The organism is Niabella aurantiaca DSM 17617 (genome assembly GCF_000374125.1).
Classification (GTDB): Bacteria; Bacteroidota; Bacteroidia; order Chitinophagales; family Chitinophagaceae; genus Niabella; species Niabella aurantiaca.
Window position 1 is genome coordinate 446498 of record NZ_KB893626.1, and the last position, 26225, is coordinate 472722.

Here is a 26225-nt window from a genome sequence, read left to right on the forward strand (position 1 = left end):
AGGCATTGATTAATTTACTGGGGACACAACAGCCGTTGTATCTGCTATTGTTGCATCGCCGGGGATATCGCTAACCACGATCCCCTCTTTTTCAGGAATGGCCTGGTACATTTTGTCGATGTACTGGTTCAATTGCTTCAGGGCGTTGGTCTGGGTGTCTGCCAGGTTGATCTCTATTTTGCTGATGGCCTCTCCACCCTTGATATCGGAATGCATGGTGATCGTTTTCCAGAAATTGGCAGAAATTTCCAGGTTCTTTTTATAGGCCGTATCTTTTTTGCTGTTGGCCATAATGGTGGTGAAGATCTTCTGCAGGTTCACATATCCGCCCATGCTATGACCGGTAAATGCTTGTGCATAAGGCGGTTTTTTGCCGCCCGCAAGGAAGGCGTCCACTTCGGCATCCGAACCGCCAAGGGCAAACCATTTGTCTGTGAGCCGGTTCTTGATACGCTCCAGGGTACTGTCCTTTACCGGCATCTCTTTATCCATTGTCTTTTTAAAGGCATCGATCAGCTTTTGGAAGCTCGGTTGATCGCCTACTGAAGAGCCGAATACGAAATCAAATTTGGTATCATCTTTTTCGTAAGAAATGGTTTCGCCATTGTCCAGCGTAATGGCAGCAGGTTTGCCGGTTACGGTAACATCTGTTAAGGCAAAGGATTGGGTACCTCCGTTTGCTTTGGTAAAATCGTCTATGCTGATTCCCAGTTGTGCCAGCCCCGCGTTTGCGATGCCATCAAATCCTAAAAGTTTGATCAGGTCTTTTATGTAGGATGGGGCATAGCTCATGCTGAATGCAGCCAGCACATCCTGCTCCGGTAAGTGGCTGATGGTTTCTTCGGTAATGTTGCTGCCGTTGTTTTTCTTCAGCAGGTCGGTCATTTCTTTTCCGTAGTAGTTCCTCATATCCGCGGTGATTTTCCCATTGTCAAAATTGGCCTTACCGGCCGTAATGGCGCCGTCCAGCAGTGCGTTGAATTTCATCATTGCCATGATGCCGCCGGCCAGCCCGCTATAAAGGTTGCCGCTGTTTACCCAGAAGTGCATGTCGGCCTTATCGCCGATCAGTTCGGCAAAGCGTTTGTCGCTGTCCAGTAATTTGCTGCCTTTCAGCTGGAAGGTACTTTTGGCGAAGAGCTTCAGACTGTCCAGCGGGTATTTTTCGGCGCGCCCTCCAAAACCGTTGCGTCCGCCGGCCAGTCCTTTGCTAACGCCGGATGCGTCGATAATGGCAACGAATAACCTGTCGTTAAAGTACACAACAGCATTGTCGTTATCCGGAGATCTTACAAAATTGTATTCCCCGTCCTTTTCGATCTTTATATTTCCCTTGCCACCCTCTTCAATTACTTTGGAAAATTTGGCAGCGTCTTTCAGGGTTCCTTCAAATGCAACGTAGCCATTGCTGCCATTGCGTTTCATGAATACCACCAGGCTGCCCCTGGGGTCAATACCCGAGGTTTCCGGATCGTTGAGCAGCTGTTTTGCCAGGGAATCCGTAGTTTGATTCAGGGCTTTCGTGAACCAGGCAGTTTGTTTGATCTCTGCCCAGGTCAGCTTGGAGGAAAGGGAAGTGAGGTCCACATGGAGCACCATACCGGCGTCATTGGGTACCAGTAATCCGGTTTTGCCTCCCTTATTACAGGCAGTAATCAAAAGTACGAGGCTGATGCTTAAAAGGAGCAAGCCTTTGTTTTTCACGTTTGTCATGATATGTTGGTTTTGTTGTTTGTGTTTTTTGAATCTGCCTGCTTCCGTACTCATAAACATCCTACCCGGCAGCTTTTCATCCCTACTCAAAGCTATAATTCCCTAAATCGCCAAAGGTCACCTGTTTTTGTTCGCCGGAATGTAAATTTTTTATGATGATCTCCCCGGCTTCCAGTTCTTTGCTGCCCAGGATGGCCACATAAGGGATCGCTTTTTTATCGGCATATTTGAATTGTTTATCAAATTTTACCGGTTCATGAAAAAGTTCACATGCGATCCCCGCTGAGCGCAGTTCCTGCATCAGCTCAAACGCCTTTTGGGCCTCGGCAATGCCTAAGTTAAAAAACAACAGGCGGGTTCCGTTATGAACGTCGGCAGGGAACAGGTTTAACTCGGTAAGTACGTCATAGATCCGGTCAACGCCAAAAGAAATGCCCACACCGGGCACGTCGGGTACTCCAAACAGGCCGGTGAGGTCGTCATAGCGGCCACCGCCACCAATGCTCCCGATCTGTACGCCCAGGGCCTTTACTTCAAAAATAGTTCCGGTATAATAATTCAGACCACGGGCCAGGGTGACGTCTATCGAGATTTGCGATTTGGGATTTGCGATTTGGGATCTTTCAATAATGTATTCCAGCTCCCGGACCCCCTCCTGCCCGGTGCTGTTCCCGGCAAAGATGGATTTCAGCCGTGCCAGTTTCTCTTCGTTGGTTCCGCCGATCTCAAGGAACTGCTGAATGAGGAGGGTCTGACTGTCTGAAAGGCCTCTTCCGGCCAGCTCTTCCTTTACTTTATCCAAGCCGATCTTGTCCAGCTTATCAATGGCGATAGCGATGTCGATCATTTTTTCGGTGCCGCCGCACTGTGCCGCCAATGCGGTGAGTATCTTCCGGTTATTGATCCGTATCTCTACCGGGAGGTCCAGCTTCTGAAAAACAGTGGCGTAAATAGCGGCCAGTTCCAGCTCGTTGATCAGGGAGCGGCTGCCCACCACATCTGCATCGCACTGGTAAAATTCCCGGTACCGTCCTTTCTGGGGCCGGTCGGCCCGCCATACCGGCTGCAGCTGGTAACGTTTAAAGGGAAGGGTCAGCTGGTTGTAGTTCATGGCTACATAGCGGGCAAAAGGAATGGTGAGGTCATAGCGCAGGGCCCGCTCGGTAATATCTTTGCTGGACCGGCCCGCCATCACATTTTCAAAGCCGGCCTTTACTTTGTCAGCCTTCCCGGCGTTGTCCAGCCCGTTGTTCAGGATCTTAAAGATCAGCTTATCGCCTTCCTCACCGTATTTACCCATGAGGGTATCCAGGTTTTCCATGGCCGGTGTTTCCAGCGGCTGAAAGCCATACAACTCAAAAACTTCTTTTATGGTAGTAAAAATATAATTGCGTTTGCGTACGGTTGCCGCGTCAAAATCTCTGGTTCCTTGTGGTAACGATGGTTTGCTCACACTTACAAATTAAAATTTGTTATTTAGAATTTACTATTTGGGGTTTGCTATTTTCATCCGGTATTTTGCAATGATGGCATCGCTGGCTTTTTCCAGCAGGTCGTAAACTTCATGATAGCCCGGCTCAGGGCCGTACCAGGGGTCGGGTACATCCTGGTCTCCGCCGGGCTCCGTTTCATTCATGATGAGTTGTACTTTTGAGGCGTCGAACCGGTTGCGGGCGATATACCGGATTTCGTCAATAACATCCCCTGCCATTGCGTAAATTTTGTCGAACCGGTCAAAGTCAGCTGCTGCAAAATCTCTTGCCCGCTGCCCTGAAATATCGATCCCGTGTAAGGCTGCCACTTTTTGCGACAGGCGGTGCGGTGCTTCCCCGGTATGATAGCCGTTTGTTCCGGCGCTGTCGATCTCCCAGTCCAATCCCTGCTCCGCCGCTTTTTTTTGTAAAATCCCCTCCGCCAGCGGGCTTCTGCAAATATTGCCCAGGCATACCATTAAAATCTTCATGCGGCAAAGATAACCATCGTTTTTTGTTTTTTATTTTGCCGTTTCGGGCAATTCCTGTTTTCACCCGGCCCCGCTGTGCCGGCTTGCGGAAGCTGTACGGGCTGAAAAGAACAAAACCCCCGGGTTGGAGGGGTTTTGACCGGACACGCTGGTGTACGGTGGGTGAAACGGTTATCGGCGTCGTTAAAATTTTCCGGAGAATTTTCCGCTGCTCAGATTGATATTGGCATTGGTTGTTTCGTTGATACAGTAGGCATCAAAGGTTCCTTCAATTTCGTTATCGGTGAGCCTGGTGATGCTGAAATTGCCGGTCTTGGAAGCGTAGGCTTCCTGGCTGGCGCCGGCATTGGAAATGCCAATGGTAAGCACGGCCTGTGTACTGGCGGTGCTGCCATTCTCAAATTTACCGCTGATAGCCCCGGTTTGTCCCTGGGGTAGGTGTATCACCAGCATGGCCGTGCCGATCTGTGTTCCGTTCATCTGGACAGCGGTAATACTGATCTGTGTTTTGTTTACCGTGTTTACTTTCGACACCAGGCCTCCTGTAACGGAATTGGATTTAAATTCATTTTTGCCCCCAAATGCTTTGCTGGTAGAGAACCGGATGGAGGCCTTGCCCAGGCTGGCATCGGAATCATCGCCGGCACCGGATTTTTTACACGCGGTAAAAGTGAACGCTGCCAGCAGAATGGCGGTAAAGAAAATGTTGCAGGTCGTTTTGCTTTTTGTCATGATCGTTTTTTTTATGAAGATTATTTTTTCAGCAGGATGGATTTCGCAATAAATGCATCGGCATATTTATCGAGCGATCGTTTTGCTGCTTCCCTGTATTTTGCCCGGGTGGTTTCAATCACTACCGGGTTTAAGGATTTGGCAAAGGCAAATCCGTTCCGTTTCAGGCGAGAGGGGTCCTGTGATATTTTTTCGGAATAGCTTTCATCCCCTTCAAGGTTGTTCATGATCACTATTGTCTCTACTCCGCCTTTCCCGTTTAGAAGCATGGATAATGCAGCGTTGGCTCTGGTGTTGGCGCTCACAACCATTTGAGGAATTACTGTGCCGGAATATTTGAACGACCTTGTTTTTTCAATTGTATAAATATGCTGCTTTTCGGAACTTTTGATTTTTACGTCCAGCAAAATATCGGCAAAATCCAACGTAAGATAAAAATAGCCGGCGTCGGCTCCCAGTTCATCACAAAAGCGCATGGCTTTTTTGGCCTTGCCAAAAGCAAATCCCGTTTTGCCGCCCCACAGCGTATTCCCGTTGTTGGCATTGGTAGCTATGATTACCTGCTCCCTGTCGAATTCCGGCTTCTTATCGTCCTGTTTTTTATAAAAATCGGTATTGGTAATGACGCCCCAGGATACGGTATCGATTCCTGCCGCCTTCAGTTTCTTTTGAAAGGAATGATAAAAATAGTCGGTGATCTCCTGGAAGTCTTCCTGTGTCAGCTGCCCGTCTGTGGTTTCGAGGAAGGCTTTCAGCTTTGCTCCGGCAATAGCGCCGGTGCTTCTTTCCTTACCAATCGTCGATTCGCTGGTATTCAGCTTATAGGTTATGCTGAGTTGGGCAATGGCAAACTTTTGAAGATTGGGGAGTATTTTCGGCTTTGCAAAAGTACCCGCCAGCATCAGCTTTAGTTTTTCGGCATTCTGTTTATCTTCCGTGCTTACCTGGGCATAACCCGCTAAATGGGTCAGGCTGCAGAAAATAAGCAAGATAATGGGTAGCAGGTGGGCAGCGTGCTTTAAATGGTTCGTTATCGCCGATCCGGGGATCTTTGAATGGCGGATGCCGTCATGTAAAGAAGTTGTTTGGTTCATTTTTATTGTTTTTGAAAGTTTTGAAAGGGATCTCAATGATAAGACCGGCAGCTATTTCACCGCAAATCACGAAAGAAAATTGCAGGTAAACAATAGTGCAGATGTACTATACGGGAATTCGCCGCATGGCAAATATTTTGTAAACTTGCGATAGAAATGGACACTGCTATGAGAATGAAACAATTCTTATCATCAACCCTGCTGTTGTTTACCGGCTTTTTGGCTTTTGGCCAGCAGCAGGGAACTTCCGTTTTGCTGAAGAGGCTGAAGACCGCATCGGGTTACGAGCAAAAGGCGGACATCCTCTACGACATATGCCAACGTTACCAGAACTCCGCTCCCGATTCTGCCTACCATTTTGCCGCACAGCTCGAAACGCTGGCAAAGGCACACAGCGATCAGCAACGGCAATACCGGGCACAGTTGTTAATAGCCCAGTATTTTACCAGTACCGGCCGGGCAAAAGAGGGTCTTGCTATTTGCGAAAAAGCGATGGTGCAGCTGCAGCATGATAAAAAGAACGCAGATCTGGTCATTGACTTCTGGCGCCTCAGGGGTGGTTGCCTGATGCAGTTGAACAAACAGCAGGAAGCCCTGAACACATTTTATGAATTGCTGAAAATAAGCGAGCAGAACGGTTCCGTTTATGGAAGAGTGGCGGCCATTACCAATATTGGCTGGGTGTATATGGAGCTGTTTCAATTCGACCGGGCCATAGCCGAGTTTAATACCGCAAAATTGCTGGCGGAACAGTATTCCACAGCGGTACCCCCGTTTTATGTGCCCAAGATTTATAACAACATGGCATCCTGTTACGGTGCAAAAGGGGAAACCGATTCTGCTTACCTGTACACCAACAAAGGGATAGCCGCCGCATTGAAGGTTAACGACTATGCTACTGCTGCCAATGGGCTGAACATCCTGGGAACGGCATTGATGGAAGAAAAAAAATACAGGGAAGCATTGGAAAAATTGCTGCATGCAAAATCACTCAGGCAGAAAGTGGGCAACCCGTTTTTTGTTGTGTCTGATATGGCCACGCTGGCAACCCTTTATAACGCGATGGGAAATACCGGGGCGGGTATTAAAACAAGCAAGGAGGCATTGGCCATTGCAAAAGAAAACAACATTGATGCAAAGCTGCCCATGTTGTACCTGTCGCTGGCTAATGGCTATGAAGCATCGGGAAATTATAAGGAGGCCGCAGGTGCCTACAAGTTGTTGGGCAGTCTTAAAGACACCCTGTTTGAAAAAGCAAACAGCGAAGCGATCGCTAACATGCGCGTGCAATATGAAACGGAAAAAAAGGAAAACGAAAATAAGTTATTAAAGAACGAAAATGCTTTAAAGGAGGCGCGCATCAGCAATAAAAACCGCACCATTTATATACTTGTGGCATCGACGTTGTTTGTGGCAGCATTGATGTTTGGCTGGGTAACACGGATACGTTTGCGCAGAAGAGAAAGCGAGCTGAAAGCCATTGCCGATCTGCAAAAGGAAAAAGAACGCATTGCCCGCGACCTGCACGATAATGTAGGCGGGCAGCTGTCGTATATCATTTATTCGCTCGACGGCATTCATGAGGAAAATAAAGAAAAACGGGCCGAGATCGCAGCAAACATCGACCTGTCGGTACGCAGTGTTATCGGCAGCCTGCGTGAAACCATCTGGGCCATCAGCGATGCCAATATCTCCCTGCAGGATTTTTCTGACAAACTAAAACTGTATGTCCGGAACCTTTTTAACCGCGGCGATGTGAAAATTGTGTTCACGGAAAGCGTACAAGCCGGAAAAGAGCTGAATGCATTGCTGGGTCTGAACCTGTACCGTATTTGCCAGGAAATCCTTACCAATGCATTTAAGTACAGCCTGGCAGATGAACTGAAAGTAGATCTGCGGTCAGATACGGCAAAACTGATGATTGCTATCGGCGATAACGGGATGGGGTTTGATGCGGCACTACAGAAGGAGGAGGGCTATGGTTTGCAAAACATCCGGAAGCGTGCCGGGGAATTCGGAATTGAGCTTATCATGGAAACCGCTGCGGGTAATGGCACACACTACAGGTTGATAGTATAGATGCACTATTTTATTTCATGAAGGGCAACCGTAATTTTAAGTAAAAACCATATGATCCATATTGCCATCACAGACGATAAGAAACATTTGAGGAAGACCTTGCAGGAAAAACTGAGCGAAGCCGGCAAATACGAGGTATTATTTACGGCTGAAAATGGTAAAGATTTCCTGGAGAAAATGATGGAAGCCCGTAAATCTGTTTGTCCGGATGTGGTACTGATGGATATTGATATGCCGGTAATGGATGGAGTGGAAGCAGTGTTGCAGGGGAAAAAACGCTATCCGCAAACCCGGTTTTTGATGCTCACTATTTTTGATGAAGACGCAAAGATCTTCAATGCTATAAAAGCAGGCGCCAGTGGTTATCTGCTGAAAGACGAACCCATCGAAGCGATTAAAAAGGCCATCACGCAATTAATGGATGAGGAGGGTGCTCCTATGTCGCCCAGCATTGCCCGGCGCGCCCTGAACATGCTGATGAATGCCACCCTTGATCTGAAAGGTAGTACGTCAAAACAGGAAACGGACGAATTTAAGCTGAGCGGTCGTGAAAAGGAAGTACTGACCTTGTTGGTCGATGGGTTGGAATACAAGGAAATAGGACAACAGATGAACGTGAGCCCCAACACCATCCGCAACCATATTGCCAACATCTACAGGAAGCTGCACGTAACCTCAAAAGCACAGGCGATCAGGGTATTTGGAAGGGAGTAGTAAAGAAAAGAGGTAAAACTTACCGGGCACCGGCGGCAAATCAAAACCCGCGAACCGAAAACCGGCGTATCTTTGCCGGATGAACACAAAGCAGCAGAACATCCGCACCCTCAGTCTTACCGACCTGGAGGATTATTTTTTATCCATCGGGGAGAAAAAATTCCGGGCAAAACAGGTTTACGACTGGTTGTGGCTGAAGCCGGTACAAGATTTTGACGCGATGAGCAATATCAGCAAGGAGCTGCGGCAGAAACTGGCTGACCGGTTTGATTTTCCGGCGCTGAGGATTGATACCACGCAGCATTCAGAAGATGGCACCATCAAATCCCGCTTTAAAACCGTTGAGGGCCACCTGACAGAGGGGGTACTGATCCCTACTGACGAGCGCAAAACGGCCTGCGTCAGTTCACAGATCGGTTGCAGCCTCAGCTGTAAATTCTGCGCTACCGGTTATATTGAGCGGAAAAGGAACCTGAGCTTTGACGAGATCTATGATGAAGTGGCACTGATCAACCAGCAGTCGCTGGAAGTGTATGATAAAAAGCTGACAAACATCGTATTTATGGGCATGGGAGAACCGTTACTGAACTATAAGAACGTTTTAAAAGCGATCGAAAAGATCACTTCCCCCGATGCCCTCGGCATGAGCCCGCGGAGGATCACCGTTTCCACAGCCGGGGTGGCCAAGCAGATCCGGCAGCTGGGCGATGACCGGGTGAAATTCAAGCTGGCGCTGTCGCTGCATGCGGCCACTGACAGGAAGCGCCACGAGATCATGCCCATTAACGACAGCAATAATATTCAGTCGCTTATTGAAGCGCTCAATTATTTTTATAAGCAAACGAAGAACGAGATCACTTTTGAGTATATCCTCTTTAATAATTTTAATGATTCGCTGGAAGATGCGGATGAGCTGATCAAAATTTACCGCCAGGTGCCGGCCGATCTGGTGAACCTGATCGAATACAACCCCATCGAATTTGCAAAATTCACCAAGCCTTCCGAGGAAAAAGTAGAAGCTTTTATGAGCTACCTGGAAAAAAACAGGGTAAATGCCCGGTTGCGCCGCAGCAGGGGAAAAGACATCGATGCCGCCTGTGGCCAGCTGGCCAATAAGGGCAACTGAGATGGCTAGCAGGGAAAAGTGTGCATATGTTAGTTTTCTCTCGGATTACACGGATGTTCACAGATTTGTTGTAGCTATTTTGTGATCGGTGTAATTCTCGCACCTCCTTATTTACCCGGTCTCCGACTCTTAAGGATTTCTGTAAAAATCTGTGTATGCTATGAGCATAATTGTTTGCGGTTATTTCCCAACGGATGGCAGCCGCCCACATACGTATAAAAAGAGATCCTCTTCTTTGCCGGGGTCCCTGTAAGTAAATAACTCGAAAACCGGTCAGGACAACGGAAAGTGAAACGCGTAAAAATGGCATGGACGACCTGTTGCGTTTTTGAAAGAAAAAACGTTTCTGATCATAAACAAAACCTGAATGATTATGAAAGCTACACAATTGCTGCCCATTCTTGGCCTCACACTGCTGATGGCTGCCTGTGAGAAATCTGCAGATAACCAACCAACCACACTTGAGGGCAAATGGGAGATGAGAACTACCTGGGGTGATATGCCTTTGACGACTTACCCGGAAGGGAACGGAAATCAGCTGCAGTTCAACAATAACCATTATGTGCGCCTGGAAAATAACGAAGTAAAAAAAACCGGCACCTTCAGCCTGGTAAAAGACAAGAGTGCCGAGGCTACTGTTGGACTGGTGATACCGGAAGGACAGTTTGAATCCCGGATCATATTTGAATCTGACCCGGGGCAAAAGGTATTTTACCAGTTCTCCAACGACACCCTTTACCTGCTCCAGGGCTTTTTTCCAACCGATGGCGGTTCTAAGACGGGCTATGTGCGGATCCAGTAACCGACTCTCCGAGCCGGATGAACTGTTCCCGTAGCTGCCGGGTCAGGGCGCCAGCCTTCCCGTTTCCGATGCGGATGCCGTCAATTTCTGTTACCGGTAAAATGCGTTTGGTGGTGCTGGTCATGAAGACCTCGGCTGCCTGTTTTAGTTCGGTAAGGGATATATCACGTGTTTCGGCAGGCAGGATCCCACCGGCAAATGCAAGTGTTTTTTTGCGGGTAACGCCGGCCAGTATATTGTGCGCAGGCGTTACAAGCTGTCCCTGCGGTGTTACCATAAAAATATTGGCGCGCGGAAATTCTGAAATGATGTTGTTCTGAAAATAGAGCACATCATCCAGCCCCTTTTCTTTTAACCGTTTTTGCAGCCAGATGCCCATAACATAATTGGTGGACTTTACCGCGGGGAGGTCCCGCTGATAGGCATACGTCATGATCTTTATACCCTGTTCAAATTGAATGCTGTCCGGTAATGCCAGGGGCTGCTGCTGCAGGATAAAGTTTCCCTGCACCGGCGTGTAGTTATCGGGTGCGTAACCGCCTGTTGCGATCATCCGGATGCCGCTTTGGGGGATATTGTTTTTTTTGATGAGTTGCGAAATGATCTCTTTTACGGCCGCCTGGGGGTGCGGAATGGAAATTGAGAGTTCCTTTGCAGAGTTAAAAAAACGATCCAGGTAATCGTCCAGGAACAGGGGCTGATTGTTGATGGTCCTGAAATAATCAAAAACGGCATATCCCCGTTGTATGGCCAGGTCATTGGTCTGAATCACTGATCTTCCCTCTCCTGCAAAGTCATTGTTTACGAATGTCCATCTCATGGCTGGTACCGGTTGTATTTTTTTAATATCGAAATTACGGCTTCCTTTGGCAGCGCTTCCACTTTATTTCCATTGCGGCCGGTCATTGTTTTTGCGGCAAAGAGCGCATTCACGATGGCCTCTTCGGTGGCTTCAATGGCTGCAAGGAACAGGGGCGAAAGGTCGTCGTTAAAGAGGGTGGTTGCCGTATGCAGTGGTTGCTCCGATTGGTGAGGGATCCGGACAGAAGGGTGGGTGGAAAAAGCGATGACATAGTCGCCGCTGCCGTTACTGGCAATACCACCGGTTTTGGCCAGTCCCATAAAGGCCCGTTTGGCCAGGCGCTCCAGGCTGTGGGCCTGCAGCGGGGCGTCAGTGGCAAGAACGATCATGCAACTTCCGTCTGCAGGATTATTGAGCCGGTCGCTTAAAAAGTAACGGCCCAGTTCTTTACCCACGGGCACCCCGGCAATTTCCAGCACCCCGCCAAAATTGGCCTGAACCAGAACGCCAACAGTATATCCTCCCAACGTTTTGGGAAGCACTCTTGATGCAGACCCGATCCCTCCTTTAAATCCAAAGCAAACGGTTCCGGTGCCGGCACCTGTATTGCCCTGCTCCACGGCTCCCGGTTTTGCGATGTGAATGGTTTCAAGGATGTCTTCCTCGGTAACATGCCTGCCCCGGATGTCATTGAGATAGCCGTCGTTGGTTTCTCCTACCACGATGTTGACGCTTTGTACATCCTGGTTCCCTTTTTGTGCAAGTGTGTAACTGACGCCTGCATTGATACCAGCTGCTACATTCAGGGTGTTGGTAAGGATCACCGGGCTCTCGATATTCCCCAGCTCCCGGATCTGTGTAATGCCTGCCAGCTTGCCAAACCCGTTACCTACATAAACGGCTGCGGGCACTTTTTCCCGGAAGAGATTTCCGCCATGCGGCAGTACGACCGTTGCGCCCGTTCTTACGGAACTGCCCCTGATCAGCGTTTTATGCCCGACCTGCACACCCGCTACATCCGTAATGGCATTATAGGTTCCACGCGGCAATACACCGATCCGTACAGGGCTACCGGAAGTTATTTTTGGTTGCGCCTTTACCGGAATAATGGACACGGCATTGCTGATCAGGATAAAAATAAGGCAGTATAGCTGTTTCATACGGATTCAATATAGGCAATGAACCGCAGGTGCTTCCTGCAGCATTGAAAAATAGCGGAGCTGGTAAACCCTTTACAGGATGGACCCCGGCCAGAGGAAATGACCTGTATGGCGGGATCAGAACCTGGATGTTACGGCTCCGATACCAAAGCCGAGAAACGCAATGATGTAAAACCCGATCACTACGATGGTGAGGATACCGGTAAACCGGAAAAAATTTTTGAGGTAACGCAATCCTTCGTTCAGATCCGAAAGGTTCTCCGCCTGTATCGCCCTTCGGGTGACGCTTCCGAATTTATACAGGTACAGGGAGGGAAAGAAATAAAGCAAGGCCATGATGATGTAGATCAAACCGAGAAAAGCGCCTGAAAAAGGCATCCCGCTGTTTTGTACAAGGGCGGAACCGGCCATAAGCACACCCAGGCCGGCTATGAGGATGAAGAAGAGGGCTATAAAGCCGATAATGCCCAGGAACCGGGCCCATTTGGAGGCTTCGTCAATATATGCCTTTCCCTGGTCGTTGATTTCTAGATGTTTAAAAAGCCCACCTTCCTCCGGCTGGGGAGCGGGTTGATAGAGATCTTCCATATTGTCTGGTTTTAAGCGTTACGTATTATTGTAAATATACCGCGAATTTGCGACGATCGTGTGAGGTAGGCGCTCTTTATCAAGGAATGAGGGCAAACGCCCGGTACCGGAACGCCGGCTTGAAGAATTGGCATGCCTGTTCCGGACCATGCAATAGCCCGCAGATTGTACCCATAACGGGTCACAGCTGCCTGCCGGATCACCGATCGCAGGCACTTACGAGGATAAAACAATGAAGGGGAAGGCTTATGCTTCATCATTTCCCTGGGGATGTTCCACATGCCCTTTTTTATCTCCGATCTTGTCGATGGTTTCTTTTCCTCTTTGTAACAGAGATGATACCGGGCCTTCCATATCTTCCTGGGGATCCCCTTCATGCTTTTTGAGTGGATCTTTTAAGTCCTCTTTTTCGTTTTCGTTATGTTGTTCTTTTGGATTCATGATAACTCCGGAGGATGTTTATTTATACCTACAAGTTACCAAAAAATAATGAGATTTTTTTCCGGGGGCTGCAGATCAATGTAAAAGATGCTGTATTCCATTCATAGTCTTTCAATTTTAGCTACCTTTAACTTTTAATACACATTTCAACTCGATGAATTTTATTTTAAAAGTGCTCATAACCGGACTCATCGCTTATTTGCTTCCAGCTATATTGCCGGGTGTTAAGGTAGCGGATATCAAAACCGCGGCATTATTTGCGCTTGTGCTGGCCCTGCTGAATGCCATTGTAAAACCGGTGCTGGTGATCCTGACCATTCCGGTCACTTTAATTACGCTTGGTCTTTTTTTACTCGTGATCAACGCTCTTATGGTATTGATCGCAGCCAACTTTTTTAAGGGGGTAGAAGTGAACGGTTTTTGGTGGGCCTTGATATTCAGCATCTTGCTTTCGCTCGGATCTTCGGTGCTTTATTCGCTGGTAGGAGGTGGTAAAAATTAAGATATTTTATTTGGAAAACATGGCTTCCGGCTGTAAATTAGCAGTTAGTCAAAACATTAATCAAAAGTCCTGATGTGTCTACATCAGGACTTTCTTTTATAGATGATTACAGGATTTACAAACGCCCTTCACCACCACTTCTACCTGCTGTATGGTGTACTCGCGCGGCAGCTTTACCGTTGGGGTTACTACATCATCCAGGCATAAGGTATTGCCGCACCGGGTGCACACCAGGTGCACATGATGGTCATGATGGTGCCCCTCCCAACAGTCGTTCTTACACAATGCATATTTGATGCTGTTATCAGAGGTAGGAATAGTATGGATGATCCCTTTATCTACAAAGGATTGCAGGGTCCGGTAAACGGTCACGCGGTCAAAATGACCATCGGTGTTCTTTTCAATATCCGCATGGGCCAGCGCACCATTGCTGTTCAGGAAAAGCGACAGGATCTTGCGCCGCCCTTCCGTTACACTTAAATTATTTTGTTTTAATATATGAACAATGCTATCCATACCTTAAAGTTAATTAATTTTTTGAAGCATCTTTTAGCTCGTCCGCGATGTCCGCGATCAGCCGGTTGATCTCTTTTTGCTTGAGTCCGTCATAGATTTTTAATACATTGCCTTTTCGATCCACCAGCGCCCAGAATTGGGTATGCAAAAAATCATCTTCGTCCGAGTTAAAATAATTCTTGGGATCGTCAATAGTGTAACTCAGGCGTGCCATTTTATAAAGACTGTCCTTACGACCAGTTAAAAACACCCATTGGTGCGTATCTACCTTCATCGAATCGGCATAGTGTTTTAACTGGGCGGCGGAATCATTTTCAGGATCGCAGGTATGCGACAGGATCAGGAAGCCCGGTGTACCCTTGTATTTTTTGTAAACCTGTTTCATATTGTCATTCATCATCGGGCAAATGCCCGGACAGGTCGTATAAAAATATTCGGCCACATATATTTTGCCTTCCACATCTTTATTGGAAAAAGGCTTTCCGTCCTGATCGGTAAATGTAAATTTTCCCACCTTGCTGATGGGCTCCAGTTTACGGTCATTGAAACCAGGGATAAAATAGACCGCTGTCAGATAAAATGCAATGGACAGAAAAACGAAAAATGCGATATAAAAGATAGCCTTTTTTGACATGGTTGAAAATTGAAGTGCAAATGTATTCCAACAGTTTAACAATTGACGCCTGAAAACGTTTATTCCACTGGAAGTAAATTAAATATTTGCAACAACGTTTCTTTTTTTATTTTTGCAACATGCGATCAAAAATCAATTGGGATGCCTTGGGCATTTCGGCCTCCGTGATTTGCGCCATTCATTGCGCTATTTTGCCTCTTTTTATGGCCAGCCTCCCGCTTTTTGGCATCAATATCATTGAAAATGTGGCTTTTGAGCTGGGAATGATCCTCCTGGCATTTTTGATCGGCATTTATGCGTTGCATCACGGGTATAAATATCACCATCATAATAAATGGCCGATCCTGCTGTTTGCCACCGGCATTCTTTTTTTAGTGCTGAAGCAGGTATTTCTTCAGTATCATACCCTGCTGCTGGTGCCCGCGGTGGTGCTGATCATAACGGCACATCTGGTCAATTACCGGTATTGCCGCAGTCACAATCATGCGCACGCAGACGATTGTGATCATGATCATTATTAGGGGAGCGATGAGTTTTTAGCTTTCAGCGTCTTGTCTTAATCGCCATCCATTTCCGGAGCGAACCTGAAACTTTAAACCAGAAACCTGGAACAGCTTGCGGTCATCAGTTTTCGGCCATACTCCTGAAAATACAGCCTCTGGGCACCGGTTTTTACAATGTGGTTGGAAAATGGCAACTTTTTCGAAATCTGGGTGACCTTAAGGGGCATTTTACCCTGATTTTTAAAAAGATATCGGGAAACTGGAGGATCATCCAGGATCACAGCAGTTAGAGGGATATATAGCGTTAAGGTCCTTTAGGGGTCTATGTGTCGTCTCTTTCAAAAGGGCAATCGTCTTTATGATAAATGGGCGTATCCCGGTTAATCCACCCGAACTACAAACGCTTTATTTTCTGTTAATGTCTTCATATCAAACCCGATCCAATAGGGATTTGTTTCGGAAAGCTTTGGTAAATCGTTGTACACATCCTGGTTTACATCGGGTGTCTCAAACCTGAAAGAGGCATATTGATTAGCAGTTTGGTTGTTGCCCGGGATAATGCTATTTACTAAACTTCCGGACAAACCGATGTAAAAAGCGCCCCTGGTATTGAGCCTGATGCCGATTTTGAATTGATAACCCGTTTCTTTAAAGCTGAAGTGCTGAACAGTGCCGGTGTTATAGTTCCAGTATACATTGTATTGAGGATCGTAGTAACCCGAGGAAACTGACAGGGGAAGCTGGAGGGGATTGATAAACTGACAAAACCCGCCTGGCGGAACCAATGTTTGTTTCGTAAGCACTTTATAAATGAAGGGAATATCAAACCTGACGGTGTCGACCCGGATTGCTGTTTTATTTTTTACATCCGGCAGTGTTTTGGATGACAGGGCGGCCTCTATCCAAATGGTATCGCCAACGGCATATGCTTTTTTAACAGGGTAAATCCGGAGCGGTATTTCTATAATTATCGGCTTCTCCTGTTTGGCCGGTAATTCCCTGTCCTTTCCGCATTGAAAGTTAAATGATAATAAGGAGAACAGCGTTAGTACAGAAAGGGCGGCGGATTTTCTCATATTGGGAAGTTTCAATACCAAACGCAGAAAAAGAACCGTTTGCAACAATAGGGGGCACTTTTCTGGTTATTTTACCTCCTCAAAATCGATATATTCCCCCAGCTTGGATTTTTCCTTTTTGGGTGGTGTTTGAGGTGCGGGGCCCGGTTGCGGGTTGCCCTCCTGCTGCTGGTACTGTTGTTTCATCTGCGAGAATTGCTTTTTTATCTGGCGGGTGGTCCGGTACACGGGCAGGATCACTTTTACAATAAGATTGTAAAGGAAAAAAAACAATATGGCGTATAAAATAACAGACATGCGCTGAAAGAAGTACTAAATTACACAGAAATAACGCAGTATCTGTGAAATTGTTGTTGCGGCGGGTATTTTTATGAAAGATCCCGGGGAATCGACGCCTGCGTTCACGCCCTTTAGAAAATAGTTTCAAAAACTTCGCTTTTTGCCATAATTGTCTTAATTTTGCGGCAGAAAAGGAGATTGAGGGAACGGAGGCGTTCCCTTCTTCTTTTTTCAGAAATATGGATAAAGAGGGAATCATTCAAAAGTTACAGGAAAAAGTAGTTGCGTTGCTGACGGAAAACCCGTCTCATTTTTTAGTAGATATCCGTATAAAACCTACCAATAACTTTAAAATATTTATTGACGGTGATAATGGCGTGGGCATTGATGACCTTGTAAAGTATAACCGGGCGCTGTATAAGCAGATCGAAGAAGAGGGGTTATTTCCGGAAGGCGATTTTTCGCTGGAAGTATCTTCAGCGGGGCTGGATGAACCGCTGAAACTGCACCGGCAGTATGTAAAAAATACGGGACGTCATGTGGAGGTCATTCAATCAGACGGACAAAAGACGGAGGGAGTGCTGTTATCTGTGAACGATGCAGCAATTGTGGTGGAAGCGATCAGCGGCCATGGAAAGAAAATGGAAAAAACAGAACATACTATTTTATTGGAAACGATTAAAACAACAAAAATTCAAATTAAATTTTAAAAGTAACAGCTCAGGGGCTGTGATTTCATTAAGGTAAATCGTACTTCATTATGGCAAGTATTAATTTAATTGAGGCATTCCAGGATTTTAAAGATGCAGAAAATATAGATCGCCCTACAATGATGAAAGTCGTTGAGGACGTATTCAAAACATTACTCCGCAAGAAATACGGAAGCGATGAAAATTTTGATGTAATCGTGAATGCAGAAAAGGGAGACCTGGAGATCGTGCGGCACCGTACCATTGTAGAAGATGGAGAAGTGGAGGATCCGTTGGCCCAGGTTGCCTATTCCGAGGCGGTGAAGCTGGAACCGGACTATGAAGTGGGAGAAGACCTGTATGAGGAAATTGACCTGATCGATTTTGGCCGCAGAGCCATCCTGGCTGCGAAACAAACGCTGGCCGGGCGCATCAGCGATTTAAAGAAGAACGTACTGGCTAAGAAATACGAAGACCGGATCGGTGAGATCATCAGCGCCGAAGTGTACCAGGTGTGGAAGAAAGAGATCTTATTGCTGGATGAGGAAGGTAATGAATTGATCCTTCCCAAAAGCGAGCAGATACCCCAGGACTACTTTAAGAAAGGGGAAAACATCCGTGCAGTGGTGACCCGGGTGGATCTGAAGAACAACAACCCGGTGATCATTCTTTCCCGGACGGCTCCCGATTTTCTGGCAAAACTGCTGGAAATAGAGGTGCCCGAGATCTTTGACGGGCTGATCATTATAAAAAAGATCGTAAGGGAACCGGGTGAAAGGGCAAAAGTGGCGGTGGAATCTTATGACGACCGCATTGACCCGGTGGGCGCCTGCGTAGGTATGAAAGGAAGCCGGATCCACGGTATCGTGCGGGAGTTAAAGAACGAAAATATTGATGTGATCAACTGGACCACCAATATGCAATTGCTGATCCAGCGCTCGCTGACCCCCGCAAAGATCACCAGTATGAGCCTGGATCAGGAAGGCCGGCATGCCAGTATCTTTTTAAAACCCGACCAGGTTTCACTGGCGATCGGAAAAAGAGGGGTCAATATTAAACTGGCCTCAGATCTTACAGGATATGAGCTGGACGTATACCGCGATACTGAAGATGAAGAAGAAGAGTTTGATGTGGACCTGGAAGAATTTTCAGATGAAATTGATGAATGGGTGATCGATGCGTTAAAGAAAATAGGATGCGATACGGCGCGCAGTGTATTGCGCATGTCGCCCGGCGAGCTTGAAAAAAGGGCCGATCTGGAAAAAGAGACGGTAGATGATGTTCGAAAAATTTTACAAGAAGAACTGGAGCGGGAATGATGATGCTACCCCGGCATCATTAGCGGATTTTGTGTGAACGATAAACAAAAGGTTCTGCTAAAGCGGAACAAGGGATAAAAAATTTTATGGCAGAAAAGAAACTTCCAAGATTATTACAAGCGGCTAAGGAATTTAACATTGGCCAGGATACACTTGTTGAGTTCTTAGCAGGTAAAGGTTTTGATCGGGACGAGCTGAAACCCTCCACTAAGCTGACAGATGCGATGTATGCTGCCCTGCAACAGGGATTTCATGGTGATAAAGCCGCAAAGATTATCAGCGACCAGGTTGATTTACCAAAGGGATTGGGTGGAGAGAACAAAAAACGTCGCGAGGAGGAAGAGTCGCCAAAACCGGCAGCGCGACCGGCCACCAAGGAAGAGCCGGCTGCCGAGCCCCCTCCGGTTGTTGAGGCCGCTCCTGCAGCCCCCGAAGCTCCGGTTAAAGAGGCAGAACTGCCTGCGGCTGAGCCGGAACCCGCGCCGCAACCTGAGATAAAGGAAAATACAGAAGCGGAAAAAGAAGTGCCTGTGGCGAAAGTACAGGCTCCTGATATTGAAGGCCCGAAGATCATCAGTAAGATTGACCTTTCGGCGATTGACTTTTCGACCCGGCCGAAAAAGGCGGCGAAAAAGGAAACCCCGGCGGCGGAAACACCACAGCAGAAGGCAGAAGAGCCGGTTACAGCCCAGAAGCCGGTGGCTGAAACGCCACCTGCTGAAACTGCAGCTCCGGTTAAGGAAACGCCTGCAGAGGAGGAAAAACCCGCAGAAGTGCAGATCACCAATATCCAGGCTGAAAAAATTGAAGGACCAAAGATCCTCGGAAAGATCGAGCTGCCTGTAGACAGCGATACCCGGCCCAAGCGGGATGAAAAGCGGAAACGGAAACGCATCCCGATCGAGAAAAAAGAGGTAAAAGCAGATCCGGACCAGCGCAGGGCGCACGGTGGTGGTCAGCAGAACCAGGCCGGCCGGAGCGGTCATCAGCATGGCGGCGGCCATCACGGAAAAGGAAACTTCAGGGACCGGCACCGGCCACACCGTGAGGAAAAACAGATCGACGAGAAAGAGATCCAGGAAAAGATACGGGAAACCCAGGCCAAACTGAGCGGTGGCGGTGGTAACAAGCAGAAGAGCATGCGCGCAAAAGCACGCAGGGACAAACGCAACGAGGCTGCCGAAGCGATGGAGGAAGAAGGGGTTGATAAAACATTAAGAGTAACGGAATTCATCAGCGTAAGCGAGCTGGCAAGCCTGATGGACGTAAGCTTTGCAGATGTGATCAGCAAATGTATGAGCCTCGGGATCATGGTTTCCATCAACCAGCGTCTTGATGCGGAAGTGATTGAGCTGGTTGCCAGTGAATTCGGGTATGATGTATCCTTTATTGATATGGAACAGCAGATGGAGATGGAAGAAGAGGCCGATGAAGTGGATGATGAGGCCGACCTGATCCCGAGAAGCCCGATCGTTACGATCATGGGACACGTTGACCATGGTAAGACCTCGCTGCTGGACTATATCCGCAATGCCAATGTGGTTGCGGGCGAGGCCGGGGGTATTACACAGCATATCGGCGCCTACCGGGTAAAAGTGGCCGACGGAAAGGACATCACCTTCCTGGATACACCGGGGCACGAAGCCTTTACCGCTATGCGTGCCCGTGGTGCAAAGGTTACGGATATTGCCGTGATCGTGGTGGCTGCGGATGATGCCGTGATGCCGCAGACAAAAGAAGCGATCAGCCACGCGCAGGCCGCTGGTGTGCCCATGATCTTTGCCGTTAACAAAATTGATAAGGACGGTGCCAACCCCCAGAAGATCTATGAGCAGTTGTCGCAGATGAACATCCTGGTGGAAGAATGGGGCGGTAAATTCCAGAGCCAGGAATTGAGCGCCAAACAAGGCCTGAATGTAGATAAGTTACTGGAAAAAATATTGCTGGAAGCAGAATTGCTGGATCTGAAAGCCAATCCCGACCGGGAAGCTACGGGTACCATCATTGAAGCAACCCTGGATAAAGGAAGGGGCTATGTAGCCACGCTCCTGGTGGAGAATGGTACACTGCGACCCGGTGATCTGATCGTAAGCGGTCAGTATTTTGGACGGGTAAAAGCGATGTTCAATGAACGGAACAAGCGGGAAGATGCCGCCGGCCCTTCCGCACCGGCCGTGGTGCTGGGATTGAACGGTGCTCCCCAGGCTGGTGAGAAATTTAAAGTGTACGAGGAAGAAGCAGAAGCCAAGAGCATTGCCAACCGCCGTTCGCAGATCCTGCGCGAGCAGGGAATGCGTACCAAGAAACATATTACCCTTGATGAAATTGGCCGGCGCCTGGCATTGGGTAACTTTAAAGAGCTGAATGTCATCATCAAAGGGGATGTGGATGGTTCTGTAGAGGCCCTGAGCGACTCGCTGCAGAAACTTTCAACGGAAGAGATCCTGGTAAATGTGATCCATAAAGGCGTGGGTCAGATCAATGAGAGTGACATCGTACTGGCAGAAGCTTCGGATGCGATTGTGATCGCCTTTAACGTGCGTCCGTCGCAGCAGGCATCGCAGCTGGCTGCCAACGCCGGCATCGAAATCAAAATGTACTCGATCATTTACACAGCGATCGATGAAGTGAAGAGCGCAATGGAGGGTATGCTGGAGCCTACCATGAAGGAAAAGATCGTGGGCAATGTGGAGATCCGTGAAGTGTTCAAATTTGATAAAGCCGTAGTGGCCGGATGTTTTGTGCTGGATGGCCGCATTAAACGCGATAATAAGATCCGCCTGATCCGGGATGGTATTGTGATTTATCCGACGGGTGAAAATGCGGTGGCCGAACTGGGCTCGCTAAAGCGGTTCAAAGATGATGCAAAAGAGGTGCTGACAGGAATGGAATGCGGTTTGACCATTAAGAACTATAATGACATTAAGATAGGGGATGTGGTAGAAGCGTATGAGCTGGAAGAAGTAAAGCGTACCTTGTAAGGAGGCTCCCCAACAGTAAAATATCATTAAAACATCAGCCGGCACACCCGGCTGGTGTTTTTCGTTGTGCGGCAACGGGCAACAAAATATTTGTTAAATACGGTACTGTTTGGAGCAGGATGCCCCGGGCAGGATTATTTTTGAGCTATGTTTATTATGAATAAAAGAACAGGTCTTTTTTCAGTAAAAGGAATGCTGGCTGCTTTGGGTGTATTGCTTTCCGTCACAGGGATGGCGCAGGGCCAGTCCAGCAAAGAGGTCATTGACAAAATCATCGGGGTGGTAGGAGACCGGATCATCCTGAATTCCGATGTTCAGAATTCGATTAAGGATATGGAACGCAATGGCGAAAAAGTTCCTGCCGGAGCGGATTGTATGATCATGGAGCAGATCATGCTTTCAAAGATCCTGGCGTTGCAGGCAGAAAGGGATTCCATACCGCTTACGGAAGAAGAAGTGGAGGCGCAGATGGACCTTCGCGTGCGTGAGTGGATCATGCGGTTCGGCAGCCAGGCGGAGCTCGAAGCCGTTGCCGGGAAGACCGTTTATCAGCTGAAGGACGACCAGCGTCCGCTGATCAAAGAGCAGATGCTTGGGGAACGTATGCGGAACAAGGTCGTTAGCGGTGTGCATATTACCCCCACAGAAGTAAAGGCCTTTTTTGATAAGGTTCCTACAGACAGCCTTCCGTTCCTGGAGTCGGAGCTTGAGATAGGACAGATCTCCATCCTGCCGCCGGCATCGAAGGATGTAGAGGAGTATATCTATAACGAAATGCTGAACTATAAAAAGCAGATAGAGGCGGGTACCACCACCTTCGAGGCGCTGGCAAAACGGGTTTCCGAAGACCCCGGCAGCCGTGAGCGCGGAGGTACGTACGAGATCAACCGGTCCGACAAATCTACCTGGGATCCCGTATTCCTTTCTACAGCTTTCCGTTTAAAAGCCGGCGAGATCTCACAGCCGGTAAAATCCAACCGGTTTGGCTATTTCCTGATCCAGCAGGTGAGCCGGCGCGGCGATAATGCCCAGGTCAAAATGATCCTCCGCGTGCCGCCCGTTACCGAAAATGAATTGAAAGAGGCCCGTGTACGGCTGGACTCTGTGCGTGCAGAGATCGAGTCCCCAAAGATCAGTTTTAAGGACGCCGCCTATAAATACAGTGATGATGAAAATGTAAAGAACTACGGACCATTTGTGTTAAACAGGGATGGGTCTACCTACGTGAATATCGATGCACTGGACAAGGATATGGTGAACACGATAAAAAACATGAAGGTGGGCGACCTGTCGCAACCCGTGAACTTTACCAACGACCAGGGTAAAAAAGGTGTAAGGCTGGTGTACCTGAAATCCCGTTCGGAGCCACACCGGTTAAACCTCAATGATGACTATGCCAAGATCGCAGACATGGCACTGAACCAGAAGAAGAATGAGGAACTGGATAAATGGCTGCAAAAAAAGATACCTACTTTCTATATCCTGGTAGATAAGGAAAAGACCAATGGCTGCCCGAGTCTTTTAAAGTACCAGACCACGGCGAACAGGGGTTTTTAATCCGTACCGGAAGGGGCCTGCTACGGTCATTTCAGGCTGTTTTTGTTCCGGCAAAAGCCGGTTTCGGATGGAAGGATATTGTTTGTCCTGTCGTTATAATTTAGTATTTTGCGGGTGCATGATATTAGCCAATCGTCCGTTTTTGTATGCTCCGGTTGTCTCCGGCTCAAAAGAGCATCATAAGATCATTATTCTTACGGCTCCTTCAGGTGCCGGAAAAACTTCGATCACCCATCATTTGTTAAAGAAGATCCCGCAGCTGTCCTTCTCCATCTCTGCAGCTACGAGGGAGGCCCGCAGCGGGGAGGTAGACGGCAGCGATTACTATTTTATCAGTGAGGAAGCGTTTACTGAAAAGATCAAGGCCAATGAGTTTGTAGAGTGGGAAATGGTTTATGAAGGGAAATACTATGGAACCCTGAAAAGCGAGTTGCAGCGCCTTTGGAAGAAGGACAAATACCCCTTGCTGGATATTGATGTGAAGGGTGCGATCCATGTGCAGCAGCAGTATCCTGAAGAGAGCCTTTCTATTTTTATAGAGCCGCCTTCTGTAAAAGAGCTGAGGAGGCGCCTGATCTCCCGGGGCAGCGAGAGTGAAGAGTCGTTGCAGACCCGTCTGAACAAGGCAGAATACGAACTGTCGTTTATCAATTATTTTAACAAGGTGGTGGTAAATGATGACCTGGAAGAAGCCTGCACCGAAACGGAGACCCTGGTGCGAAAATTCCTGAATATACCTGCCTAAACAAAAACGTTTCATGTAGCATTTTATATATCTTTATCTTATGGAATGGCAGCTATTAATGTGGATCGTTTCTTTGCTGTTCATGATCTTCTTTGCCGGCGTGGAAATGGCATTTTACGGAGCCAGCAGGCTGAACATCGAACTGAAGCGGAAACAGGGAAGCTTTACAGGCAGGTTGCTTGGTAAATTTGTTGACACACCGGCGATCTTTTGGGGAACTACCGTAATCGGATACATTACGGCCCTCACCATTTTTGTATTGCAAACCAGTGAAGTACTCATCCCTTTCTGGCAAAAAAGCGGGATCAGCTCAAGAACGGCCCAGATCCTGCTGGAGATCGCCTTTAACACACTCATCATTCTGATATTTGTGGAATTCATACCCCGGGCGGTTTTCAGGGCCAACAGCAATACGCTGCTCAGCCGCCTGGCGGTGATCATCAATTTCTTTCTGTGGCTGCTGTACCCCATTACAGCTGCGCTGTTCCGTATGGCGAACTGGATCCTGAAGTATGTATTCAACGTGCGGCTGGACAAAGGTAAATCGCCTTTTGCCCGTAATGATCTGCAATTTATGTTCCGAGACAGCCGGACGACCCTTCGGGAGGAAACCAGTACCCACCTTCTTGAAAATGCACAGGAACTGGCCAATATCAAAATCCGGCAGAGCATGGTGCCCCGCAAAGAGATCATAGCCGTTGAGGTCCATGCCCCGGTTGAGACGTTGATGGCAAAATTTATGGAGACCAAAAGAAGCCGGATCATTGTGTACGAATCCAACATCGACAATATCCTCGGGTTTGTCCATGAACTGGACCTTTTTAAAAAGCCGGGGGATATTGCGTCGATCCTGATCCCCATTATTGCCGTTCCGGAAAGCATGACCGCTGTGGGGCTGATCAATAAATTCAGCAAGGAATCGAAAAGCATTGCCTGGGTAGTGGATGAGTTTGGAGGTACCGCAGGAATCATCACCATGGAGGATGTATTGGAGGAGCTGTTCGGTGAAATATGGGATGAGTATGATACCCAGATGTTTGTAGAAAAAAGGATCTCGGAAGATGAATATATTTTTTCCGGGAGGATGGAGCTGGACCACCTGGAGAAGAAATATGACTTTGAATTTGAGGATAAGGACGATTCGGAAACCTTATCAGGATATATCATCAATTTTTATGAAACCATTCCCGCTCAGAAGGAGCGGATCATTATCGGCGATTTTGAATTTGACATTCTTGGGGTAAACGATACCCGGATAGAGATGGTGAAAATGAAAAAATTAAAATAGATGTACCAAAGCCTGACTTTTGAGCATTTTATACGCATCTTTGTCCTCCATTTTTGATATACAATGGCTTTACTGGATTTTTTAAAGAAAAGAAGTGGTGGCGGGGATGAGATGTCCTTTATAGATCACCTGGAAGTTTTAAGATGGCATTTGATACGTAGCGTGATCGCCGTACTGGTTTGCGCGATCCTCGTTTTTATATTTTCCAATTTTTTTGTGGACGACATCATTTTCGGGCCAACGCGTCCGGACTTTATCTCTGTGCAATGGCTTTGTAAGCTGGGCCAGAAAATGGGCATTGATGGACTTTGCCTTAAGGTAGAGCCCCGGTTTCAGGAAACCACGATGACGGGACAGTTCATCGCTTCTTTTACCGTCGCCTTTGTAGGAGGCTTTATACTGGCCTTCCCCTATATATTCTGGGAAATATGGCGTTTTGTAAAGCCGGCCTTGTCGGATAAAGAAACAAAAGGAACACGCGGTATTATTTTGTGGGTTTCCATTTTGTTCTTTTTAGGGGTAGCATTCGGATATTTTATCCTCACCCCGCTGATGGTGAACTTCTACTTTAGCTATAAGCTGAGCGCGCAGATCGAGATCATTCCTACCTTTACAGATTACCTGGAGAATGTGGTATATACAACAGTGGGCATTGGGCTGCTTTTCCAATTGCCGCTGGTGGTGCTGTTGCTGGCAAAATCCGGAATTCTTACCGGATCGATGTTGAAAAAATACCGCAGGCATGCCTTTGTTGTAGTTTTGATAGCAGCGGCCATCATTACTCCCACAACGGATCCGTTTAGCCTTGCAGTTGTTACCGCTCCGCTGTACATCCTTTTTGAAGTAAGCGTGGCGCTGGCCTCAAAAATTGAACGAAAACGATTATTGGAAGATCCACAGGAGTGGAGTTAAAAATACTTGT

General features: G+C 47.7%; 26 protein-coding genes. 13 read left to right on the forward strand and 13 right to left on the reverse strand.

Annotated elements, in window-relative coordinates; translation table 11 throughout:
* Window positions 1-9: 9 nt before the first annotated feature.
* The 5 genes from B160_RS0106915 to B160_RS0106935 all read right to left on the reverse strand — a co-directional run bounded on the left by B160_RS0106915 (window position 10) and on the right by B160_RS0106935 (window position 5502).
* Complete coding sequence (locus tag B160_RS0106915) at window positions 10-1713, reverse strand: DUF4836 family protein (protein ID WP_245562158.1); 1704 nt, start codon at window positions 1711-1713, stop codon at window positions 10-12.
* An 82-nt stretch (window positions 1714-1795) separates the two neighbouring features.
* Window positions 1796-3166: a histidine--tRNA ligase gene (hisS, locus tag B160_RS0106920; RefSeq protein ID WP_018627168.1), complete on the reverse strand. Its 1371-nt coding sequence runs from the start codon at window positions 3164-3166 to the stop codon at window positions 1796-1798.
* 33 nt (window positions 3167-3199) lie between these two features.
* Complete coding sequence (locus tag B160_RS0106925; protein WP_018627169.1) at window positions 3200-3676, reverse strand: low molecular weight protein-tyrosine-phosphatase; 477 nt, start codon at window positions 3674-3676, stop codon at window positions 3200-3202.
* Between the two features lie 183 nt (window positions 3677-3859).
* Window positions 3860-4408, reverse strand: coding sequence for a hypothetical protein (locus B160_RS0106930; protein ID WP_018627170.1), 549 nt, complete (start codon window positions 4406-4408; stop codon window positions 3860-3862).
* Between the two features lie 20 nt (window positions 4409-4428).
* A complete protein-coding gene (locus tag B160_RS0106935) occupies window positions 4429-5502 on the reverse strand; it encodes a hypothetical protein (RefSeq protein WP_157557938.1) in 1074 nt (357 codons plus the stop codon).
* Window positions 5503-5670: 168 nt separating this feature from the next.
* Between B160_RS0106935 and B160_RS0106945 the strand changes: the two genes are divergently transcribed.
* From B160_RS0106945 to B160_RS0106960, 4 genes are all read left to right on the forward strand, one after another.
* The gene (locus B160_RS0106945) at window positions 5671-7581 is read left to right on the forward strand and encodes an ATP-binding protein (protein WP_169540007.1); all 1911 of its coding nucleotides are present in this window, start codon (window positions 5671-5673) and stop codon (window positions 7579-7581) included.
* A gap of 51 nt (window positions 7582-7632) precedes the next feature.
* Window positions 7633-8295: a response regulator transcription factor gene (locus B160_RS0106950; RefSeq protein WP_018627174.1), complete on the forward strand. Its 663-nt coding sequence runs from the start codon at window positions 7633-7635 to the stop codon at window positions 8293-8295.
* Between the two features lie 79 nt (window positions 8296-8374).
* A complete protein-coding gene (gene rlmN, locus B160_RS0106955) occupies window positions 8375-9421 on the forward strand; it encodes a dual-specificity RNA methyltransferase RlmN (protein ID WP_018627175.1) in 1047 nt (348 codons plus the stop codon).
* 373 nt (window positions 9422-9794) lie between these two features.
* The gene (locus B160_RS0106960; protein ID WP_157557939.1) at window positions 9795-10223 is read left to right on the forward strand and encodes a hypothetical protein; all 429 of its coding nucleotides are present in this window, start codon (window positions 9795-9797) and stop codon (window positions 10221-10223) included.
* Here B160_RS0106960 and B160_RS0106965 read toward each other — a convergent pair.
* The 4 genes from B160_RS0106965 to B160_RS0106980 all read right to left on the reverse strand — a co-directional run bounded on the left by B160_RS0106965 (window position 10195) and on the right by B160_RS0106980 (window position 13214).
* Window positions 10195-11043, reverse strand: coding sequence for an aminotransferase class IV (locus B160_RS0106965; RefSeq protein ID WP_018627177.1), 849 nt, complete (start codon window positions 11041-11043; stop codon window positions 10195-10197). The two genes, B160_RS0106960 and B160_RS0106965, sit on opposite strands and share 29 nt — an antisense overlap.
* On the reverse strand, window positions 11040-12185 hold the full coding sequence (locus tag B160_RS0106970) for a DmpA family aminopeptidase (RefSeq protein ID WP_018627178.1): 1146 nt from the start codon (window positions 12183-12185) through the stop codon (window positions 11040-11042). The genes B160_RS0106965 and B160_RS0106970 overlap by 4 nt, the downstream gene beginning before the upstream one ends.
* A gap of 117 nt (window positions 12186-12302) precedes the next feature.
* Window positions 12303-12773 (reverse strand): DUF5362 family protein, encoded by a 471-nt coding sequence (locus B160_RS0106975; protein WP_018627179.1) that lies wholly within the window; start codon window positions 12771-12773, stop codon window positions 12303-12305.
* 246 nt (window positions 12774-13019) lie between these two features.
* The gene (locus B160_RS0106980; RefSeq protein ID WP_018627180.1) at window positions 13020-13214 is read right to left on the reverse strand and encodes a hypothetical protein; all 195 of its coding nucleotides are present in this window, start codon (window positions 13212-13214) and stop codon (window positions 13020-13022) included.
* A gap of 154 nt (window positions 13215-13368) precedes the next feature.
* Here B160_RS0106980 and B160_RS0106990 point away from each other — a divergent pair, with 154 nt between their 5' ends.
* Window positions 13369-13716 carry a phage holin family protein gene (locus B160_RS0106990; protein ID WP_018627182.1) on the forward strand — a complete coding sequence of 116 codons (348 nt, stop codon included), beginning with the start codon at window positions 13369-13371 and terminating at the stop codon, window positions 13714-13716.
* Between the two features lie 96 nt (window positions 13717-13812).
* Here B160_RS0106990 and B160_RS0106995 read toward each other — a convergent pair whose 3' ends face one another.
* Together B160_RS0106995 and B160_RS0107000 are read right to left on the reverse strand one after the other, a co-directional pair.
* Complete coding sequence (locus tag B160_RS0106995; protein WP_018627183.1) at window positions 13813-14232, reverse strand: Fur family transcriptional regulator; 420 nt, start codon at window positions 14230-14232, stop codon at window positions 13813-13815.
* 13 nt (window positions 14233-14245) lie between these two features.
* Window positions 14246-14866, reverse strand: coding sequence for an SCO family protein (locus B160_RS0107000; protein WP_018627184.1), 621 nt, complete (start codon window positions 14864-14866; stop codon window positions 14246-14248).
* Between the two features lie 119 nt (window positions 14867-14985).
* Here B160_RS0107000 and B160_RS0107005 point away from each other — a divergent pair, with 119 nt between their 5' ends.
* Entirely contained in the window at window positions 14986-15387 is a 402-nt protein-coding gene (locus B160_RS0107005) for a MerC domain-containing protein (RefSeq protein ID WP_026309602.1), read from the forward strand.
* Between the two features lie 362 nt (window positions 15388-15749).
* Here B160_RS0107005 and B160_RS0107015 read toward each other — a convergent pair whose 3' ends face one another.
* Window positions 15750-16445, reverse strand: coding sequence for a hypothetical protein (locus B160_RS0107015; RefSeq protein WP_018627187.1), 696 nt, complete (start codon window positions 16443-16445; stop codon window positions 15750-15752).
* A gap of 66 nt (window positions 16446-16511) precedes the next feature.
* On the reverse strand, window positions 16512-16742 hold the full coding sequence (locus B160_RS0107020; RefSeq protein ID WP_018627188.1) for a hypothetical protein: 231 nt from the start codon (window positions 16740-16742) through the stop codon (window positions 16512-16514).
* 221 nt (window positions 16743-16963) lie between these two features.
* Here B160_RS0107020 and B160_RS0107025 point away from each other — a divergent pair, with 221 nt between their 5' ends.
* The 7 genes from B160_RS0107025 (at window position 16964) to tatC (ending at window position 26215) form a co-directional block, all read left to right on the forward strand.
* Window positions 16964-17434, forward strand: a complete 471-nt coding sequence (locus B160_RS0107025; protein ID WP_018627189.1) for a ribosome assembly cofactor RimP — start codon at window positions 16964-16966, stop codon at window positions 17432-17434.
* A gap of 50 nt (window positions 17435-17484) precedes the next feature.
* Window positions 17485-18732 (forward strand): transcription termination factor NusA, encoded by a 1248-nt coding sequence (gene nusA, locus B160_RS0107030; protein ID WP_018627190.1) that lies wholly within the window; start codon window positions 17485-17487, stop codon window positions 18730-18732.
* Window positions 18733-18818: 86 nt separating this feature from the next.
* Complete coding sequence (gene infB / locus B160_RS0107035; protein WP_018627191.1) at window positions 18819-21713, forward strand: translation initiation factor IF-2; 2895 nt, start codon at window positions 18819-18821, stop codon at window positions 21711-21713.
* 156 nt (window positions 21714-21869) lie between these two features.
* Entirely contained in the window at window positions 21870-23270 is a 1401-nt protein-coding gene (locus B160_RS0107040; RefSeq protein WP_245562159.1) for a peptidylprolyl isomerase, read from the forward strand.
* A 118-nt stretch (window positions 23271-23388) separates the two neighbouring features.
* On the forward strand, window positions 23389-24015 hold the full coding sequence (gene gmk / locus B160_RS0107045; RefSeq protein WP_018627193.1) for a guanylate kinase: 627 nt from the start codon (window positions 23389-23391) through the stop codon (window positions 24013-24015).
* Between the two features lie 40 nt (window positions 24016-24055).
* Entirely contained in the window at window positions 24056-25303 is a 1248-nt protein-coding gene (locus B160_RS0107050) for a hemolysin family protein (RefSeq protein ID WP_018627194.1), read from the forward strand.
* 63 nt (window positions 25304-25366) lie between these two features.
* On the forward strand, window positions 25367-26215 hold the full coding sequence (gene tatC, locus B160_RS0107055; RefSeq protein WP_018627195.1) for a twin-arginine translocase subunit TatC: 849 nt from the start codon (window positions 25367-25369) through the stop codon (window positions 26213-26215).
* The last annotated feature ends 10 nt before the right edge of the window (window positions 26216-26225 follow it).